Below are 16,998 nucleotides of genomic sequence, written 5' to 3'. Positions count from 1 at the left end.
CCATGTTGAAGATCGAATCCGTCCAGGTGTCCTACGGCGCCATCGAGGCCGTCAAGGGCGTCAGCATGGAGGTACGCGCCGGCGAGGTCGTGGCCATCATCGGTGCCAACGGCGCGGGCAAGAGCACGCTGCTCAAGAGCATCTGCGGCCTGGAGCCTGTGGCCGGCGGTCGAATCCTGCTCGACGGCGAGGACCTGGCCCGCGTGCCGCCGCACCGGCGCGTGGCCATGGGCGTGGCCATGTCGCCCGAAGGCCGGGGCGTGTTCGCCGACCAGACGGTGCGCGAGAACCTGATGCTGGGCGCCTATGGCCGGCGCAAGGACCCGGTGTCCGTCGAGGCTGCCATCGCCCGCGAGTTCCAGCGCTTTCCGCGGCTGGCCGAGCGGCAGCACCAGCTGTCGGGCACGCTGTCCGGCGGCGAGCAGCAGATGCTGGCCATCTCCCGCGCACTGATGAGCGAGCCGCGCCTGCTGCTGCTGGACGAGCCCTCGCTCGGCCTGGCGCCGCTGATCATCAAGGACATCTTCGAGGCCATCCGGCAGCTGCGCCGCTCGGGCCTGACCATCCTGCTGGTCGAGCAGATGGCGCGGCAGGCGCTGGGCGTGGCCGACCGCGCCTACGTGCTGGAAACCGGCCGCATCACGCTCGAAGGCGCTGGCCGCGCGCTGCTGGGCGACGCCAAGGTGCGGGCCGCCTACCTGGGCGCGCACTGACCTTCCGCCCCGTCCCATTCCCCTTCATCCAAGGACCCCCATGACCGCCACCAAGACATTCGCCAGCCAGGCCGACCTGGAAGAAAAGAAGATCAGCTTCACCCAGATCTCCGAACATGCCTGGGCCTACACCGCCGAGGGCGACCCCAACACCGGCGTGATCATCGGCGACGACGCCGTGCTGGTGGCCGACACCCAGGCCACGCCCGCGATGGCGCAGGACGTGATCCGTCGCATCCGCGAGGTCACCGACAAGCCCATCCGCTACGTGCTGCTCACCCACTACCACGCGGTGCGTGTGCTGGGCGCCAGTGCCTACGGGGCCGAGCAGATCATCGCCAGCCAGGACACCTACGACCTCATCGTCGAACGCGGCGAGGCCGACAAGGCCAGCGAGATCGGCCGCTTCCCTCGCCTGTTCAGCAACGTCGAGACCGTGCCGCCCGGCATGACCTGGCCCACGATGACCTTCACCGGCCGCATGACCCTGTGGCTGGGCAAGCTGGAGGTGCAACTGCTGCAGCTGGGCCGCGGCCACACCAAGGGCGACACCGTCGCCTGGCTGCCGAGCGAGGGGGCGCTGCTGTCGGGCGACCTGGTCGAGTTCGGCGCCACGCCCTATGCGGGCGACGCCTATTTCAAGGACTGGCCCGAGACCCTGCGCCGCGTGGAGGCACTGAAGCCCCAGGTGCTGGTGCCGGGCCGTGGCGCCGCGCTCACCACGCCGCAGGAAGTGGCCCAGGGCCTGGCCGAGACGCGGCAGTTCATCGCCGACGTGTACGCCAGCGTGCAGGCCGGCGTGGCGGCGGGGCAGGACCTGAATGCCGTCTACCGCGCCACCTATGCCGCGCTCAAGCCCAAGTACGGGCACTGGGTGATCTTCGACCACTGCATGCCCTTCGACGTGACCCGCTGCTACGACGAGGCCACGCAGTACGCCGACCCGCGCATCTGGACCGCCGAGCGCGACCTCGAGATGTGGAAGGCGCTGGAAGGTTGAGCGGCGCCACCATGGACGCTGGTGCCGGGACGCCGGACGCGTCGGGGCCTCGGCTCTTTCAGCCCCTCCAGCTGCGCGGCCTCACCCTGGCCAACCGGGTGGTGATCTCGCCCATGTGCCAGCACGCCGCCCAGGACGGGCAGGCCGGGGCCTGGCATCTGGTGCACCTGGGCAAGTTCGCGCTGGGCGGTGCCGGCCTCATCCTGACCGAGAGCACGGCGGTGGACCCGCGCGGGCGCATCGGCACGGCCGACCTGGGGCTGTGGTCCGACAGCCAGATCGCGCCCCTCCAGGCCGTGGTGGATTTCGTGCACGACAACGGCGCAGCCATCGGCGTGCAGCTGGCCCATGCCGGCCGCAAGGCCGGCAGCCAGCCGCTGTGGGAGGGTGGCGCCGCGCTCGGCGATGCGCAGATGCAGGCCGACCGTCTGCCCTGGACCCGTCTGGGCCCGAGCGCCTTGCCGGCGGGACCGGGCTGGTCGGCGCCCGAGGCCATGGACGAGGCACAGATCGAGGCGGTGGTCGAGGCCTTCGTGCAGGCCGCCGTGCGCGCCGACCGCGCGGGCTTCGACGTGGTGGAACTGCACTTCGGCCATGGCTACCTGGTCGCCGCCTTCCTCTCGCCCCACGCCAACCAGCGGCAGGACGCCTGGGGCGGCGGCCTGCAGGGGCGCATGAAGCTGGCCCTGGACATCGCCGCGCGGGTGCGCGCCGTGTGGCCCGCCGCCAAGCCGCTGTTCTGCCGCCTGTCGGCGGTCGATGGCAGCGTGGGTGGCTGGGGGCTGGAGGACTCGGTCCTGCTCGCCCGCGCCCTGGCCGAGCGTGGCGTGGACGTGATCGACTGCTCCTCGGGTGGCCTCACCGAAGAGACGAAGGCGCTGCCCGTGCCGCGTGGGCTGGGCTTCCAGGTGCCCTTCGCCGCACGCATCCGCGAGGCTGCCGGTGTGAGGACGCAGGCCGTGGGCATGATCGTGGACGCACAGCAGGCGGAGGCGGTGCTGCGCGACGGCCAGGCCGACCTGGTCGCGCTCGGCCGCGAGGCGCTGTGGGACCCGTACTGGGCCCACCACGCGGCCCAGGCCCTGGGGGCCGATCCGCAGTTCCGGCGCTGGCCGGTGCGGCACGGCGTCTGGTTGGCCAAGCGCGCGCCAGCGTTGGCGCGCGCGCGATCCGAGGAAGCTGCCGGATCTCAGCACGCTGGCTGAGAGGCCACGCGGCGCTCTTCAGGCGCTCGCGTCGTCAGTGCCCGCGCATCTTGGCGCGCAACCGCGCGACGGCTTGACTATGAAGCTGGCACACCCGCGATTCGGTGATGCTGAGCACGGCCGCGATCTCCTTGAGGTTCATGTCGTGCTCGTAGTACATGCCCATGATGTAGCGCTCGCGCTCGGGCAGCGACTCGATGGCCGCGACCAGCGCGCTGCGCAGGCGCTGGTCCTTGAGCACGCTCATGGGGTCGGCCTCGTTGTCGGCCACATGGCGTTCGAGGAAGGCCTCCTCGTCGTCGCGGCCCTCGCCGCCCATGTCCTCCAGGTACAGCAGCTGGGTGCCGCGCACGCGGCCCAGCAGCGACTGGTATTCGGCCAGCGGCATGTTCAGCTCGGCGGCGATCTCGGATTCGTGCGGGGCGCGGCCCAGCTTGTGCTCCAGCCGCACCACGGCCTGCTCGATCTGCTTCTGGCTCTTGCGGGAGCCGCGCGACATCCAGTCGCCATCGCGCAGTTCGTCGAGCATGGCGCCGCGGATGCGCTGCGTGGCGAAGGTCTCGAACTGCACGCCCTGCGTGGCGTCGAAGCGCGAGAGGGCGTCGACCAGCCCGATCATGCCGACCTGGATCAGGTCGTCCACCTCGACGTTGGGCGGCAGCTTGGCCACCATGTGGTGGGCGAGGCGCTGCACCAGCGGCACATACTGGCGGATCAATGCGTCGCGGTCGAGGCGGCCCTTGGCGGTGTACATCTTCTGGAGAGCGGCGGCGGCGAGCATGGCGGGTCTGTCCCCGTGGTTCAGCGCCGAGTGCTGCATTGTGCCGGGGAAAGCAGAAGGTCGAGGTCGTCCACGCATCGGGGCTCGAAGGCACCACGCAACGGGGCGTTGAAGGTCTCGCGCAGCAGTTCGGCCGTGCGCGGCATGCGCCAGTCGTCCGGCACCACCTGGCCGCAGCCCAGGCCGCGCAACTGCAGGCCATGGCGCATCAGCACGTCCAGCGCGGGGCCGAGCTTGACCGCCTCGTCGACCTTGGTGAGCAGCGCGTGGCGCGCGCCATCTTCGCGGAAGGCCTGGGCCACTTCGTCCAGTGCGTCGCCCTGGGCGCCGGCATTGAGCACGACCAGCGGCTTCACGCCGGGCAGGTCCAGTTGCGCCATCTGCTGCTGGCGGCGCGGATCGTGCGAGGCATGGCCCGCGGTGTCGATCAGCACCATCCGCTTGTGCGCCAGCAGGGCCAGCAGCTCCTGCAGCGCGGCGGTGTCATGGGCCTGGTGGGCCACCACGTCGATGCTGCGGCCGAAGGCGCGCAGTTGCTCATGGGCGCCAGCGCGCTGGGTGTCGAGCGTGATCAGGCCCACGCTGGCGGCGCCATGGTTGCGCGCGCACAGTGTGGCGAGCTTGGCGATGGCGGTGGTCTTGCCCACGCCGGTCGCGCCCACCAGCGCCAGGATGCCGCCTTCGTCCTCCAGCGGCACGGCCTGCTCGTCGATGGCCAGCAGGCGCGTGAAGGTGGCCAGCACATGGGCCTCAGCCGCGGCGGCGTCGGTGCCGGCAGCAATGGGTTGCAGCACGGCGCGCACCAGCGGTGCCGAGAAGCCCGCGCGCACCAGGCGCAGCATCAGATCGGCCAGCGCCGGGTCCTGGCGCGCGCGGCCCAGCCAGGAGAGCGCCTCGAAGCGGGTCTCGACCATCTGGCGCAGGGCGCGCAGTTCGGCCATCACCTCGGAGAGGGCCTGGGCGGGAACCATCGCCCCGGCCGGCGCGGGTTCGGCGGCGGCAGCAACAGCCGGGCGCTGCGCGGACAAGGGCATGCCGGTCAGCGGCGCGGGTCGCTGTGCGGCGGCGGGGTTCCAGGGCATCGCGGCCACGGGAGCTGCCCCACGCGCGACGGCGGCCTGGCTGGGCGCGGCCACCGCGGCCGGGCCGGCGGGCAGGGCGGCGGCAGTCGATGCGGCCGCGTCGCCCAGTTGCTTGCGCAGCATGCGTTCGCGCACGAAGTCCTGGAAGGAGAGGGTGCTCATCGCCAGGCGGTTGGCGTCTTCCTCGACCGAGGTCTCCGCGAGGTTGGGCGTGCGTGGGGGCACGACGGCCGCTGCAGCAGGCGTCACCGGGGCGGCCGGCGCGGACGCCGTCGCAGGACGCGCGGAGGCGGCCTCCTGCAGGCCGGCCAGAGACTCCTCGGACGCGGCCATCACCTCCACGCCCTGCTCGGTCTGCTTGTTCGACAGGATGAGCGCGTCGTCGCCGAAGGCAGCCCGGGCCATGGCCATGGCTTCGCGTGCGGTCGGGGCCAGAAAGCGTTGGATGTTCATGATTCAGGCGGGCAGCGGCTGAAGGCGGACGATGGGGGCGATGCGGGGGGCACGGCGCGCGTCAGGCGGCCGCGCCGCCACCGCGCAGGATGGGCCCGATGCGGATGGTGTGGGTCTCGGGGATCTCGCTGTGCGAGAGCACCGCCAGCCGAGGCGCCGTGCGGCGTACCAGGCGGGCGATGGCGCCGCGGATGGCGTCGGGCACCAGCAGGCAGGCGGGCACGCCGCGCTCTTCCTGCCGGTTGGCGATGTCGGCCGCGCTGCGGGTGAAGGTGTCGGCCACGCCGGGGTCCAGTGCCGGGCCCTGTGCGTTGCCCAGGGCCTGCATCAGCAGGCGCTCGAAGCCGGGCTCGATGGCGATCACGTCCAGCTCCTTCACCGGGCCGTAGATCTGCTGCACGATGGCCGGTGCCAGCGCCACGCGCACGCGGCGGGCCAGCTCCACGGCATCGGTCACCACGGCCGCATGCTCGGCCAGGGTCTCGACGATGGTGCGGATGTCGCGGATGTGCACGCCTTCCTCCAGCAGCAGCTGGAGCACCTTCTGGAAGGTGGCGATCGGGATGAGCTTGGGCACCACTTCCTCGATCAGCTTGGGGCTGTACTGGCTGACGTGTTCCACGAGTTGCTGTGTTTCGGATCGGCTGAGCAGGCGTCCTGCCTGGGTCTGCATCAAATGTGACAGATGGGTGGCCATCACGGTCTCTGGATCAACGACCGTGAAACCCGCCATTTGTGCGCTGTCGCGGTAACGCGCCTCGATCCAGGTGGCGGGCAGGCCGAAGGCCGGGTCGGTGGTGGCGGTGCCGATCAGCGGCGTGCCGATGCCGCCGGGGTTGATGGCCAGGAACATGCCCGGGAAGGCCTCGCCCTCGGCCACCACCACGCCGCGCAGCGTCACGCGGTAGGCGCTGGGCTTGAGCTCCAGGTTGTCGCGCACATGCACGGCCGGCGGCAGGAAGCCCACCTCCTGCGCGAACTTGCGGCGCACGCCCTTGATGCGGGTGAGCAGGTCGCCCTGGCGGTTCTTGTCGACCAGCGTGATCAGGCGGTAGCCCAGCTCCAGGCCCAGCAGCGACACCGGCTGCAGGTCGGCCCAGGTGGCGTCGGCCTCGGGCGGTGGCTCGCTGGGCTTGGGCGTCTCGGCCTCGATGCGGCGGCGGCGCGCCATCGTCCATGCGCCCCAGCCCAGCAGCGCGGCCATGCTCAGGAACACCACATGCGGCATGCCGGGCACGCTGCCCAGCAGCAGCAGGATGGCGGCCGTCAGGCCCAGCGCGCGCGGCGAGGTGAAGACCTGCTGCACGATCTGCCGGCCCACGTCGTCTTCCTTGCCCACGCGCGAGACCACCATGGCCGCGGCCACCGAGATCAGGAGCCCCGGGATCTGCGCCACCAGCGCGTCGCCCACGGCCAGCAGCACATAGCTGTTGGCCGCCTCGCCGGCCGGCATGCCGTGCTGAAGCACGCCGACGGTGAAGCCGCCCACGACGCTGATGACCAGGATCAGGATGCCGGCCATCGCGTCGCCGCGCACGAACTTGGAGGCGCCGTCCATGGCGCCGAAGAAGTTGGCCTCTTCCGCCACTTCGGCGCGGCGGCGGCGGGCCTCCTTCTCGTTGATCGTGCCGGCATTGAGGTCGGCATCCACCGCCATCTGCTTGCCGGGCATGGCGTCCAGCGTGAAGCGGGCCGACACCTCGGCGATCCGTTCCGCGCCCTTGGTCACCACCACGAAGTTGATGACCACCAGGATGGCGAACACGATCAGGCCGACCGCGAAGTTGCCGCCGATCAGGAAGTGGCCGAAGGCCTCGATCACCGCGCCGGCCGCGCCCGGGCCGGTGTGGCCTTCGAGCAGTACCACGCGGGTGGAAGCCACGTTGAGCGACAGGCGCATCAGCGTGGTCAGCAGCAGCACCGTGGGGAAGGCGGCGAAGTCCAGCGGCTTCGTCATATAGGCCGCCACCATCATCACCATCAGGGCGGCGGCGATGTTGAGGGTGAAGAAGCCGTCCAGCATCCACGCCGGAATGGGCAGCACCATCAGCGCCAGGATGGCGATGACCAGCAGCGGCGCGGCCAGTCGCTGCAGGCCGGCGGAGTCGGGGCCGTCGCCGAACAGGCCCTGCATGGTGCGCTGGAGGGCGTTCATGCCTCATCCTCCAGGTCGGCAAGGGCCTTGGGGTCGTTGAGCGGATCGAGCTCGGCCGGCACCACCGGTTCGGGCACGGTCTGCGGCCAGGCGCCACGGCCGGCGATGGCGGCCTTCAGGCGGTACACATAGGCGAGGATCTGCGCCACGGCGGTGAAGAGCTGGCTGGGGATGGGCTGGTCGATCTCGGCATGGGCATACAGCGCGCGGGCCAGCATCGGCGACTGGATGACCGGGATGTCGTGCGACTTGGCGATGTCGCGGATCTTCATGGCCAGCAGGTCTGAGCCCTTGGAGATCACGTGCGGCGCGGCCATGTTGGTCTCGTCGTAGCGCAAGGCCACGGCGAAGTGGGTCGGGTTCATCACCACGAAGTCGGCGCGCGGCACCGCCGTGATGCTGGCGCGCTGGAGGATCGCGCGCGCGGCCTTGCGCTGCTGGCCCTTGACGTGCGGGTTGCCGTCGGTCTCCTTGTGCTCCTGCTTCACCTCCTCGTGCGACATGCGCAGGCGTGAGCGGTGCAGCCAGCCCTGCAGCGGCACGTCGGCGACGGCGGCGGCCACCAGCACCAGCATCGCCAGCGCGGTGCCCTGCACCAGCCAGTCGGCGAAGTAGGGCAGGGCACCGGGGGCGGGCATCAGCACCATGCGCGCCAGCGCGTCCATGGACCCGCGCACGTACACGAAGCCCACGCAGGCCAGGATGGCCGACAGTAGCACCAGCTTGAGCACGGTGCTCGCCTGCTGCTTGCTGAAGAGGCGGCCGAGGCCGGAGAAGGGGTTGAGCCGATCGAGGTCCGGCGTGATGGCCTTGGCGCTCATCACCCAGCCGCCGGTGGCCAGCGTGGCGATCACCGAGGCCGCGATGACGATGGCGGCAAAGCCCACGCAGGCCGCGATGCCGAGCAGGCCCAGCTGCGTCAGCCGCTCGCCCATGGCGGCGGGGCGCATGGCATCGGCGGCATTGAAATGCAGGGCCGCGGCCAGCGCGTCGCGCAGCGCACCGAAGGCGGTGGGGGCCAGCAGCAGCAGCGCCACCGCGCCGGTGCCCACCACGGCCAGGTGGGTCAGGTCGCGCGAGCGGGGCACCTGCCCGTCGCGGCGGGCCTGGTCCAGGCGCCGCTGCGTGGCGGGGAGCTTCTTGTCCTGGCTGCTGGATGACATGGGCGCGAACGGCGGTGGGCGGTTCGGGGCATTCTCGGCAGCGGGTGATGTTTCAAAAGCCGGATAAGGGGCGGCCCGTGCCCCTTATTCAGCCGCCCCAGCGCTGGAGCAGCCGGTCCACGCGCTGGTCGAAGCCGCCGTCCAGCGGCCGTTCGAACTGCGACAGGTGCGCCGCAAGGCGGCCGGCCGCGGGTGCCAGCGCGTCGCCATGGAGATCGAGCAGCGCCTGCGCCTGCCAGTGCGCCAGGCGCTGCAGCAGCCGCTGTTGCGTGGCCGGCCAGGCCGCGGTGTCGCGCAGCAGGCCCAGGAAGTCCTGGGCCTGTGCGGCCTCGCGCATCCAGGGCATGCCCTCCACCGGGGCGAGCAGGCTGCGCGCCAGCAGGCCGACGGGCTTGCCGGTGAAGACGGCGTCGAACTGCAGCGTGCTGAGCGTGAAGAGCAGGGCGTCAGCCGCACCGAATACGGTGGCCGTGCTCTGCTGCACGCGCAGGATGCGCGGATGGGCCGGCAAGGCCAGCACGCGTCCGGCGGCGAGGTTGAAGGGATGCTCCTGCACCAGCAGCCAGTGACCGTCGGCCATCACGCGTTCGCACAGGGCGTCCACGCGCGCCTGCAGGCTGGCGTGGCTGCAATCGTGCAGGTCGGCCAGGCAGTCCTGGTCACGGCCGTGCAGGCTGGGCTCGCCGTGCGTGAAGAAGGCGAGCACCCAGTCCTCGTCGCCGATGCCCCAGGCGCTTCTTGCGGCCGCCCGGTCGAGTTCGGCGGGCGCGTCGTAGCGGTCGGGCGAGTCGATGGCCCGCGTGCGCTCGACCAGTGCGGCAACCTGGCCTGGCTCTTCGGCGCAGGTGGCGACGGCACGGCCCAGCGCCAGGCTGGTGGTCTGCTCGCTCAGGCCGTTGTTTTCGCCCGTGTCGACCATGAGCGTGTACTTGAGCCAACCGCGCTCCACCGACCAGAAGGGGATGTCGCGCGCACGGCTCAGGTGGCGCAGGCGGCGCGTCACCGGGTTCAGGCTCTGCCAGCCCAGCACGGCGCAGGGCCGCAGCTGGTCCAGCACATCGCCCAGGAACTCATGGGCCACGCGCTGCGCGTCTTCGGCCTCGGCATAGCTGCAGCGGTACCAGGCCACGGTGTCGAGGATGTCCTGCTCTTCGATGGCGATGCCCTGAGAGGGCTGGCCGCGCCAGCGGGCGAAGTCGATGAGCGCGAAGGGGATGGGCAGGGCGTCCAGCCCTGGCGTCTCGATGGCCGTGGTGGCCAGGAGCACGAGGCGCAGGCCCTGGCTGGCCAACTGCTCTGCCAGCGCCAGCCAGAAGGCTTCGATGCGCGGGTCCACGCTGGCAGGCACGCAGTGCATGGCCAGCACCAAGCCGCGGGCGATGGGGGCCTGGGCCGCGCCGGCCACGCGCCGCCAGGGACGCTGGGCCGTGGCATAGCTGATGTGCGACAGGTCGACCGCCGGCTGCAGTGCCGGCTTGTGGCCACCCATGATCCACCATTCGCTGTCCGGTGGCATGCGCGTCTCGGCCGGCAGTTCGCGCCAGGTGCGCGGCATGCGCATCCACTGGCCCCCGTTGAGGCCGGACTTGCAGCCGCTGGCGATCTGCTGCACCAGCCGGTCGCGCACGAAATGCGTCGAGAACTCGCGCCGCAGCCGGTCCAGGGTGTAGACATGCAGGTGGTGCGGGTTGGGGTCTTCGCCGGTCTCGTCGCTCCAGTCGTTGGGCACGCTGACCACGATGCGGCCGCCCGGCGCCAGCAGGCGCTCGAAGGCGGCCAGCGTCTGCTGCGGCTCCTCCACATGCTCCAGGGTCTCGAAGGACACGATGAGCTCGAAGCTGGCGTCGGGCAGTTGCGCCAGGTCGCGCGGCAGGTAGCCGGCGTGGAAGGCCAGGCGCTGGTCCTGCGTGGCGAAGTTCTGCCGCGCATAGTCGATGGCATAGGCGCTGCCGTCGATGCCGGTGACGCTGGCGCAGGTGCTGTGCCGGGCCAGGATGTAGCTGCCATAGCCCAGGCCGCAGGCGGCATCGAGCACGCGGTCGCCGGCACGGGCCAGGCTGGCGGCCCACTGGTAGCGGATGAGGTGGGCATCGGCGCGCTCGCCGGTCTCGCGCAGCATGTCCATGTGCAGGTCGCGCTCGGCCAGCAGCTGGTCCTGCGGATACGCCGCCAAGGCCGCATCGGGAATGCGCTGCAGCGGCACGACGAGCGGCCACGCGTCGGCGTCCAGTGCCTCGTAGGGCAGGCACAGGTGGTAGGCCGGATGCTTGCGGAAGCCCGCGGCGAAGGCCTGGCGCTCGATGTGCGCGCGGGCGGCGGCGGCCGGCAGTCCGGCGGGCGGTTCGGCCACGAGGGCCAGCAGATCCTGCGCGCCCGCGGCGCGCAGTGCATCGAGCTGGGCCCGCAGGCCGGGGCCGTCCGCGTCCGCCCAGCGCAGTGCCCAGGCGATGCCAGGGGTGCTAGCGCCGCGCGCGCGCGGCCATTCACCCAGTGCACTGCGAATTGCCTGCACGTCCATCGCAGCGTCGGCGCCCACGAGCCGCGGGGCGCCGGCATCGGCAGGGCCCAGCAGCTCGGCGAGCAGTTCGGCCGAGCTGCCGAGGCACAGCGGCGCGGTCGGGCCCAGGCAGAGCTGCGCGGCGCGCCGGGCGAACAAGGGCGCGGGCAAGGCGGCGAGCGGGGCGTTCACGAAACGAGCTCCGGTGCCGCGGCATCGGCCGCGGGGGAGGGATGGGCGGCCGGCACGGTGCCGCGCTCGACGAGGGGTCGGTAGACGATGCGCAGCACGGTGCCCGGTACCACGGGGGCGCGGGCGGCGGGGACGTACATCATTCCGCCCGGTTCCAGGCGCAGCAGGCCGTCGTCGTCGAAGGCGGCCTGGTCCAGCAGCACATCGCGGCCCAGCTGCAAGTCGACCGGCGCATCCTGCAGGGTGCCGAGGGTCAGGCGCTGGATGGCGTCGAGCTGGATGCAGCGCAGATGGCGGCCCCAGAGCACGCTCATGTCGAAGCTGGCACTGAGGGGCAGCACCAGCTGGTGGTAGCCGTCATGGGTGGCGATGGCGGTCACTTCCTGCAGGGCATGCTGCGTGCGGTTGGCCAGCAGGACGGCCAGTTGCTGCCGACGCTGGCCACCGCGGCCGGCGTCCAGCGCAAAGCCGAAGCGCACGGCGTCGAGCAGCAGGTTGGACAGTCCCGCATCCAGGTGCCGCAATTCGGCGGGATGCCCCACGCGGAGATCGCGGAAGTCGTGCGTCAGCATGGCGAAGCCCTCCCGGCGGAACTCCTGCGCTGCCGCCGCCAGGTCGATCACCGGATGGGCGAGCGACGAGCCGAGGTTCATGTCGAACTGCAGGCCGGCCAGGCATTCGGTCTCTTCGGGCGAGGGAAAGTAGACGAGCCGCCCCAGGTCGGCTGCGGCATTGATGCCCAGCTCCACCAGGTCCGCCGGGCCGCGGCAGGCTGCAGGCCAATCGCGCCACTGTGCGACGAAGCGCAGGCAGGCCGCCTGCATCGCCTCGACCTGCGGCGATGCCACCCGCGGGCGCGCCCCGGCCGCCGCCCGCGGCGTGCCGTCGTCGTCGTAGTCCTCCGTGCTGGGGGCCGTCAGGGCGCAGATCTTCTCGAAGATGCCGATGAACGTGGTGAGCGCGACCACCAGCCGTTCGTCCGCCCAGTGCGCATCGATGAGGGCGCGGCGGTCCGATCCATGCAGCGTGGCATTGCGTGCGAGCAGGTAGGCACCGAAGAGCTCCACGCCCAGGGCTTCCTTCAGCACGGGCGCCAGCGCGGTCTGCACCGTGCCCGCATAGCCCAGGTCCACCAGCATCAGCCGCTCGCCCGGTTGCACGCCGGTGCGGCTGCGGACATGGGCGACGAGCCGGCGGCCGTAGGTCTGCGATTGCGCAAAGATGGTGCGCAACACGGCCGGCTGCTGCACGGCATTGGCGAAGGCGCGGGCCGGGTCTGGCTGCCGCCTGGCCTGGGCCACCAGCTGGCGCGCCATGTCGGGCGGCAGCAGCAGCTGGCGCGCGAGGATGTCCAGCGTGTGCACGCTGAGCGAACTGGCCAGCACGCCCAGCACGTCGTCCTGCGTGCGCAGCGAGGCGGCGATGGCCGCGAAGCGCGAGATGTGCAGCGCACTGGCGTCCAGCACGCCCGGCGCCAGGGCCTCGCAGGCCCGCTGCGGCAGGTGCCCGTCGCGCATCAGGAAGGCCGTGCGCACCTGCGGCCCGCGTGCGGCCAGGGCCTGTTGCTGCTGGAGGATGAATTCGGCGAAGGCCGCGAGGATCGGTCCGACGGCGCCATGGCCGATGCGATCGGCCACCGTGGCCGCCTGCTCGTCCCCCAGCGAGAGGACGCCGTGGAAGAGGCTGGGCACGGGGCGTTCCGCACGCAGCTGCGGCATCAGCTGCAGCGCGGCCTGCAGGCGGTCGCCCGCCTGGGCCGTGGTGGTCTCGTCGAGCGGCAGCAACTGGGCCGCGCCGATGCCGGCCTGGCGTGCGGCCTCGGCATCGGCCACCGGATGGTCGCCCACATGGAAGAGATGGGCGGGGTTGCCGCCTTCGCGCCGCAGCACCTCCTTCCAGCCGCCGGCGCTCTTGCCGCGGCCCAGTTCGCTGGAGCAGTGGATGGCGTCGATGCCCGCGCAGTCGGGGTCGTCCATCACCCGGCACAGCAGGCGGCGCAGCTCGGCGGCGCTCCAGTAGGTGTCGCTCACGATGATCACGCGCAGGCCGCGGGCCTTGGCCTCGCGGATCAGTGCCAGCGTGCGTGGATGGATGAAGCCCGCCTCGGCCTCGCAGTCGAACTCGGCGTCGCACAGCGCCTGGCGATGCGCGGTCGTGGCCTGGGGCAAGGCCTGCCGGTAGATCTCGTCGATCGTCACCTCGGGCAGGCCGGTGCGCAGCTCCTTGCGGCGCCGGGCCTGGGTTTCGCTGATGGCGCGCCAGGCGGCCGTCAGGCCCGCTGCCTGGGCCGCAGGCCGCTGCTGCAGGGCATGGAACACGTCGATGGGCTGCGCGACGCGGCGCCACAGCAGCGTGTCGAAGCAGTCCAGCGACAGCGTGCGCACGCCGGGCGGCAGCAGCGCCAGCAGTGCGGGCAACTCGGAGGGCCGGAGGGTGGAAGGAGGCATGGTCGCTTTCGACGCAATCGGGGCCTTGCCACTGTAGGGGCGGCATCCGTGCGCCGAAGGGCCGATATGCGGCGGCGTGGCGTGGCTGTTCGGGCCTTCGGCGGGCCGTCCGGCGCACGCGTGCGCCGGTTCAGGGCTTGGCGTCCGCCACGTTCTGCCGGGGCGTTGCCGCCGGCGCGCTGGCCGCGGCGGCCGGCGCGGGCGTCGCCTGCTCCTGCAACGCCTTCACGGCATCGCCGGCCTCCATGCTCCGGCGCCCGTCCATGCGGGCCTCGGCCTCGCGGGTGAGCACGGTGATGCTGATGCGCCGGTTGATGGCGGCGGTGCGGTCGTTCTTGTCCAGCGGGTCGCTGGCGGCCAAGCCCACCACGCGGATCAGCTTGTCCTCGGGCATGCCGGCGGCCACCAGTTCGCGGCGCGAGGCGTTGGCGCGGTCGGCCGACAGCTCCCAGTTGCTGTAGCCGCGCTCGCCGTTGCCGTAGGGGGTGGAATCGGTGTGGCCGGCCAGGCTCACCTTGTTGTCGATGCCCTTGAGCGAGCCGCCGATGGCGCCCAGGATGTCGCGCATGTAGGGCTTCACCAGCGCGCTGCCGGTGTCGAACATCGGCCGCTGCTGGGCATCGACGATCTGGATCTCCAGGCCGTCGGGCGTGGTCTCCAGGCGGATCTGCGAGCGGAACTCGCGCAGCTTCACGTCGCTGGTGATCAGCACCTCGATGCGGCCGCGCAGGGCTTCGAGCTTGCGTGCGTCCTCGCGCGCGGCCTGGGCGCGGGCCTCGGCCGTGTGCGAGCGGGTCGGGTCCTTGCCCACCTCGGTGCTGCGGCGCATCTCGCCGGTGGTGCGGGTGAGGTCGTTGCCGCCGCCGGTCACGATGCTGGAGCTGCTGCCGGTGCCCGGTCCACCTGCCATTTCCACCTTGAGCGGCGAGTTGAAGTAGTTGGCGATGCCCTGCAGGTCGCCCTTGGTGGTCGAGCCCAGCAGCCACATCAGCAGGAAGAAGGCCATCATGGCCGTCACGAAGTCGGCGTACGCGATCTTCCAGGCGCCGCCATGGCTCGCATGCACCGTCTTCTTGACGCGCTTGACGATGATGGGCTGGAGCTTGCGCCCCGACGAGCCGGTGGCCATGGTTGCGTTCGTGCTTCAGTGACGGGGCGGCGCGGCGTTCAGGGGCCTCAAGCTGGCTTCTTCTTGACGTGGTTTTCCAGTTCGCTGAAGGTCGGCCGCTCCGTGGAGAACAGCACCTTGCGGCCGAACTCGATGGCCGTCGTCGGGTTGTAGCCCTGCATGCTGGCCAGCAGCGTGGTCTTGATGCACTGCAGCTCCTTGCCCGCGTCCTCGGCCTTCTGCTCCAGCAGGCCCGCGAGCGGCTCCACCACGCCGTAGGCCAGCAGGATGCCCAGGAAGGTGCCCACCAGCGCCGAGCCGATCATGGCGCCGAGCACGGCCGGGGGCTGGCCCACTGAGCCCATGGTGTTCACCACGCCCAGCACGGCGGCCACGATGCCGAAGGCCGGCAGGCCGCCAGCCAGGCGGGTGAGGGCGGCCACGGGGCCATGGGCCTCCTGGTGGTGGGTCTCGATCTCGCTGTCCATCAGGGACTCGATCTCGTGCGCGTTGAGGTTGCCCGAGACCATCATGCGCAGGTAGTCGGTGGTGAACTCCACCACGTGGTGGTCGCTGCCCACCTTGGGATAGGCCTGGAAGATGGGCGACTCGGCCGGCGACTCCACGTCCTTCTCGATGGACATCAGCCCGTCCTTGCGGGCCTTCTGGAGGATGTCGTAGAGCAGCGCCATCAGCTCCATGTACCGCGCCTTGGTGTACTTGGAGCCCTTGAGCGAGGCGGGCAGGGCCTTCATCGTGGCCTTGAGCACCTTGGGCTGGTTGTTGACCACGAAGGCGCCGATGGCGCCGCCGCCGATCACCAGGATCTCGTTGGGCAGGGCATGCAGCACCACGCCGATGTTGCCGCCGTGCGCGATGAAGCCGCCGAAGATGCAGCCCAGGGCGACCAGGTAACCGAGGATGACGAACATGGTGGAGATCGAAGATCAGGTGGTGCTATTGGGCCTGACGGCGGGCTGAACCGGTCCCGCAAAAAGGGCCCGATCACGGGCCCATATCGACAGTTCGGAGGCAGGGTGCCTGGGGTTCAATTCACTGAAGATGCACACCATTGGCCGCACCTGCACCCGCCCCCTTGCCCGCCCGAGCCGGCGGCTCGCACAGGCCGCACACGAAGTGGCGGGGGTTCTCGTAGGCATCGGCGACGAAGTGGCCGCCGCAGCGCGTGCAGGGCACCATCTTGAGCATGTTGTTCTTGACGAAGCGCACCAGGCGCCACGCGCGGGTGATGGTCAGCAGCGGCTCCAGGCCCTGCGCACCGACCTGCTCGGAATAGAGGCCATAGGCCTTGATCATCACGTCGACGTTCTCCAGGTCGGCGCTGGAGCGGCTGAGGTAGGCGTGGATGTTCTGGAACAGCGAGGCGTGGATGTTCGGCTGCCAGGTGAGGAACCAGTCCGTCGAGAAGGGCAACTGCCCCTTGGACGGCGAGCGGCCGGCCACTTCCTTGTACAGGCGCAGCAGGCGCTCGTAGGACAGATCGGTTTCGCTTTCGAGCACCTGCAGCCGGGCGCCCATCTCGATCAGGCTGACGGCCCGGTCGATCTGGCGCGACTCGTCGAGCACGCTCTTGGGGGTAGGCATCTTCTTGCTATCCACGAGGTGACAGGTTCAGAGACCCTGCTCCGCGATGCGGCTGGACATGACGATGTTGGCATGTAGCCGGGCCGTGGCCTCGTTGATGGTGCGGTGGCCGACGTTGTGGTTGGTCAGCAGGCTCCAGACCATGTCGTCGTCCGCGCGGAAGGTGCACAGCAGCATGTTGCCCGACGCGATCTTCATCAGCTGGGCCGGCGACAGCGCCGCGATCAGGTCGGCCGATTCGCCGGAGATGCCAAGGCGGTAGAGCGCCTGCGCGCGGTCCTCGCGGATGAGGCTCTGGGCCAGCATCAGGTAGGTGAGGTTGGCTTCCTTGATCTCGGAAAGGATCTGGTCGCTGGTCATGGTGGGCCCCCAAGGAACTGTGTCAGTCGATGGAAGTAATTGTGAGATTGGTAACAAAAAACTTAATGCGAAGCAGGCGGTACTTGGTGTCATCCAAGCTGCAACTTCGCGAGATTTTTGGTTACACGGAAAGTATTCATTCCAAGACTTGGTGCCAGCAATCCGGTGCATCTAGTGCCTACGCATTAACTTTGTCACACCAGGTGTCAGCGTTCCCGCGATGGATGGCGCTGTCAA

General features: G+C 70.6%; 13 protein-coding genes. 3 read left to right on the top strand and 10 right to left on the bottom strand.

The annotated features are described in order from the left end of the window. Positions 1-2: 2 nt before the first annotated feature. Genes ABIC63_RS03525 through ABIC63_RS03515 form a run of 3 tightly spaced genes read left to right on the top strand, consistent with a single transcriptional unit; the run spans position 3 to position 2,918 of the window. On the top strand, positions 3-713 hold the full coding sequence (locus tag ABIC63_RS03525; protein ID WP_234192335.1) for an ABC transporter ATP-binding protein: 711 nt from the start codon (positions 3-5) through the stop codon (positions 711-713). A gap of 40 nt (positions 714-753) precedes the next feature. After that, a complete protein-coding gene (locus ABIC63_RS03520; RefSeq protein ID WP_354318690.1) occupies positions 754-1,713 on the top strand; it encodes an MBL fold metallo-hydrolase in 960 nt (319 codons plus the stop codon). After that, positions 1,710-2,918 carry an NADH:flavin oxidoreductase/NADH oxidase gene (locus ABIC63_RS03515; protein ID WP_354318689.1) on the top strand — a complete coding sequence of 403 codons (1,209 nt, stop codon included), beginning with the start codon at positions 1,710-1,712 and terminating at the stop codon, positions 2,916-2,918. The genes ABIC63_RS03520 and ABIC63_RS03515 overlap by 4 nt, the downstream gene beginning before the upstream one ends. A 34-nt stretch (positions 2,919-2,952) precedes the next feature. On the opposite strand, the gene ABIC63_RS03510 is transcribed toward ABIC63_RS03515, so the two are convergent. The 10 genes from ABIC63_RS03510 to flhD all read right to left on the bottom strand — a co-directional run bounded on the left by ABIC63_RS03510 (position 2,953) and on the right by flhD (position 16,761). Further along, positions 2,953-3,672, bottom strand: a complete 720-nt coding sequence (locus tag ABIC63_RS03510; RefSeq protein ID WP_294369901.1) for an RNA polymerase sigma factor FliA — start codon at positions 3,670-3,672, stop codon at positions 2,953-2,955. A 47-nt stretch (positions 3,673-3,719) separates the two neighbouring features. Further along, entirely contained in the window at positions 3,720-5,234 is a 1,515-nt protein-coding gene (flhF, locus tag ABIC63_RS03505) for a flagellar biosynthesis GTPase FlhF (RefSeq protein ID WP_354318688.1), read from the bottom strand. Between the two features lie 61 nt (positions 5,235-5,295). Beyond that, on the bottom strand, positions 5,296-7,368 hold the full coding sequence (gene flhA, locus ABIC63_RS03500) for a flagellar biosynthesis protein FlhA (protein ID WP_476345105.1): 2,073 nt from the start codon (positions 7,366-7,368) through the stop codon (positions 5,296-5,298). A 17-nt stretch (positions 7,369-7,385) separates the two neighbouring features. Beyond that, on the bottom strand, positions 7,386-8,552 hold the full coding sequence (locus ABIC63_RS03495; RefSeq protein ID WP_294369654.1) for an EscU/YscU/HrcU family type III secretion system export apparatus switch protein: 1,167 nt from the start codon (positions 8,550-8,552) through the stop codon (positions 7,386-7,388). Positions 8,553-8,640: 88 nt separating this feature from the next. After that, entirely contained in the window at positions 8,641-11,241 is a 2,601-nt protein-coding gene (locus ABIC63_RS03490) for a methyltransferase domain-containing protein (protein WP_354318687.1), read from the bottom strand. Next, positions 11,238-13,688, bottom strand: coding sequence for an HAD family hydrolase (locus ABIC63_RS03485; RefSeq protein ID WP_354318686.1), 2,451 nt, complete (start codon positions 13,686-13,688; stop codon positions 11,238-11,240). Before ABIC63_RS03485 ends, ABIC63_RS03490 begins: the two co-directional genes overlap by 4 nt. 130 nt (positions 13,689-13,818) lie before the next feature. Next, the gene (gene motB, locus ABIC63_RS03480) at positions 13,819-14,817 is read right to left on the bottom strand and encodes a flagellar motor protein MotB (protein WP_354318685.1); all 999 of its coding nucleotides are present in this window, start codon (positions 14,815-14,817) and stop codon (positions 13,819-13,821) included. Positions 14,818-14,864: 47 nt separating this feature from the next. Then, positions 14,865-15,728, bottom strand: coding sequence for a flagellar motor stator protein MotA (motA, locus tag ABIC63_RS03475; RefSeq protein ID WP_234192326.1), 864 nt, complete (start codon positions 15,726-15,728; stop codon positions 14,865-14,867). A 121-nt stretch (positions 15,729-15,849) separates the two neighbouring features. Continuing rightward, positions 15,850-16,401: a flagellar transcriptional regulator FlhC gene (flhC, locus tag ABIC63_RS03470; RefSeq protein WP_354318684.1), complete on the bottom strand. Its 552-nt coding sequence runs from the start codon at positions 16,399-16,401 to the stop codon at positions 15,850-15,852. Between the two features lie 27 nt (positions 16,402-16,428). Then, positions 16,429-16,761 (bottom strand): flagellar transcriptional regulator FlhD, encoded by a 333-nt coding sequence (flhD, locus tag ABIC63_RS03465; RefSeq protein ID WP_017760131.1) that lies wholly within the window; start codon positions 16,759-16,761, stop codon positions 16,429-16,431. Positions 16,762-16,998: the final 237 nt, after the last annotated feature.

It is taken from the genome of Pseudacidovorax sp. 1753 (assembly GCF_040544975.1).
GTDB lineage: Bacteria > Pseudomonadota > Gammaproteobacteria > Burkholderiales > Burkholderiaceae_C > Xenophilus.
This window is presented reverse-complemented; position numbering and strand designations above follow the sequence as displayed.

Bases quoted from the DNA above. Each gene is read 5' to 3' on its own strand.
- ABIC63_RS03525 (WP_234192335.1), top strand. From the start codon at position 3: ATGTTGAAGATCGAATCCGTCCAGGTGTCCTACGGCGCCATCGAGGCC.
- ABIC63_RS03520 (WP_354318690.1), top strand. From the start codon at position 754: ATGACCGCCACCAAGACATTCGCCAGCCAGGCCGACCTGGAAGAAAAG.
- ABIC63_RS03510 (WP_294369901.1), bottom strand. From the start codon at position 3,672: ATGTACACCGCCAAGGGCCGCCTCGACCGCGACGCATTGATCCGCCAG.
- flhF (WP_354318688.1), bottom strand. From the start codon at position 5,234: ATGAACATCCAACGCTTTCTGGCCCCGACCGCACGCGAAGCCATGGCC.
- flhA (WP_476345105.1), bottom strand. From the start codon at position 7,368: ATGCAGGGCCTGTTCGGCGACGGCCCCGACTCCGCCGGCCTGCAGCGA.
- ABIC63_RS03495 (WP_294369654.1), bottom strand. From the start codon at position 8,552: ATGTCATCCAGCAGCCAGGACAAGAAGCTCCCCGCCACGCAGCGGCGC.
- ABIC63_RS03485 (WP_354318686.1), bottom strand. From the start codon at position 13,688: ATGCCTCCTTCCACCCTCCGGCCCTCCGAGTTGCCCGCACTGCTGGCG.
- motB (WP_354318685.1), bottom strand. From the start codon at position 14,817: ATGGCCACCGGCTCGTCGGGGCGCAAGCTCCAGCCCATCATCGTCAAG.
- motA (WP_234192326.1), bottom strand. From the start codon at position 15,728: ATGTTCGTCATCCTCGGTTACCTGGTCGCCCTGGGCTGCATCTTCGGC.
- flhC (WP_354318684.1), bottom strand. From the start codon at position 16,401: ATGCCTACCCCCAAGAGCGTGCTCGACGAGTCGCGCCAGATCGACCGG.
- flhD (WP_017760131.1), bottom strand. From the start codon at position 16,761: ATGACCAGCGACCAGATCCTTTCCGAGATCAAGGAAGCCAACCTCACC.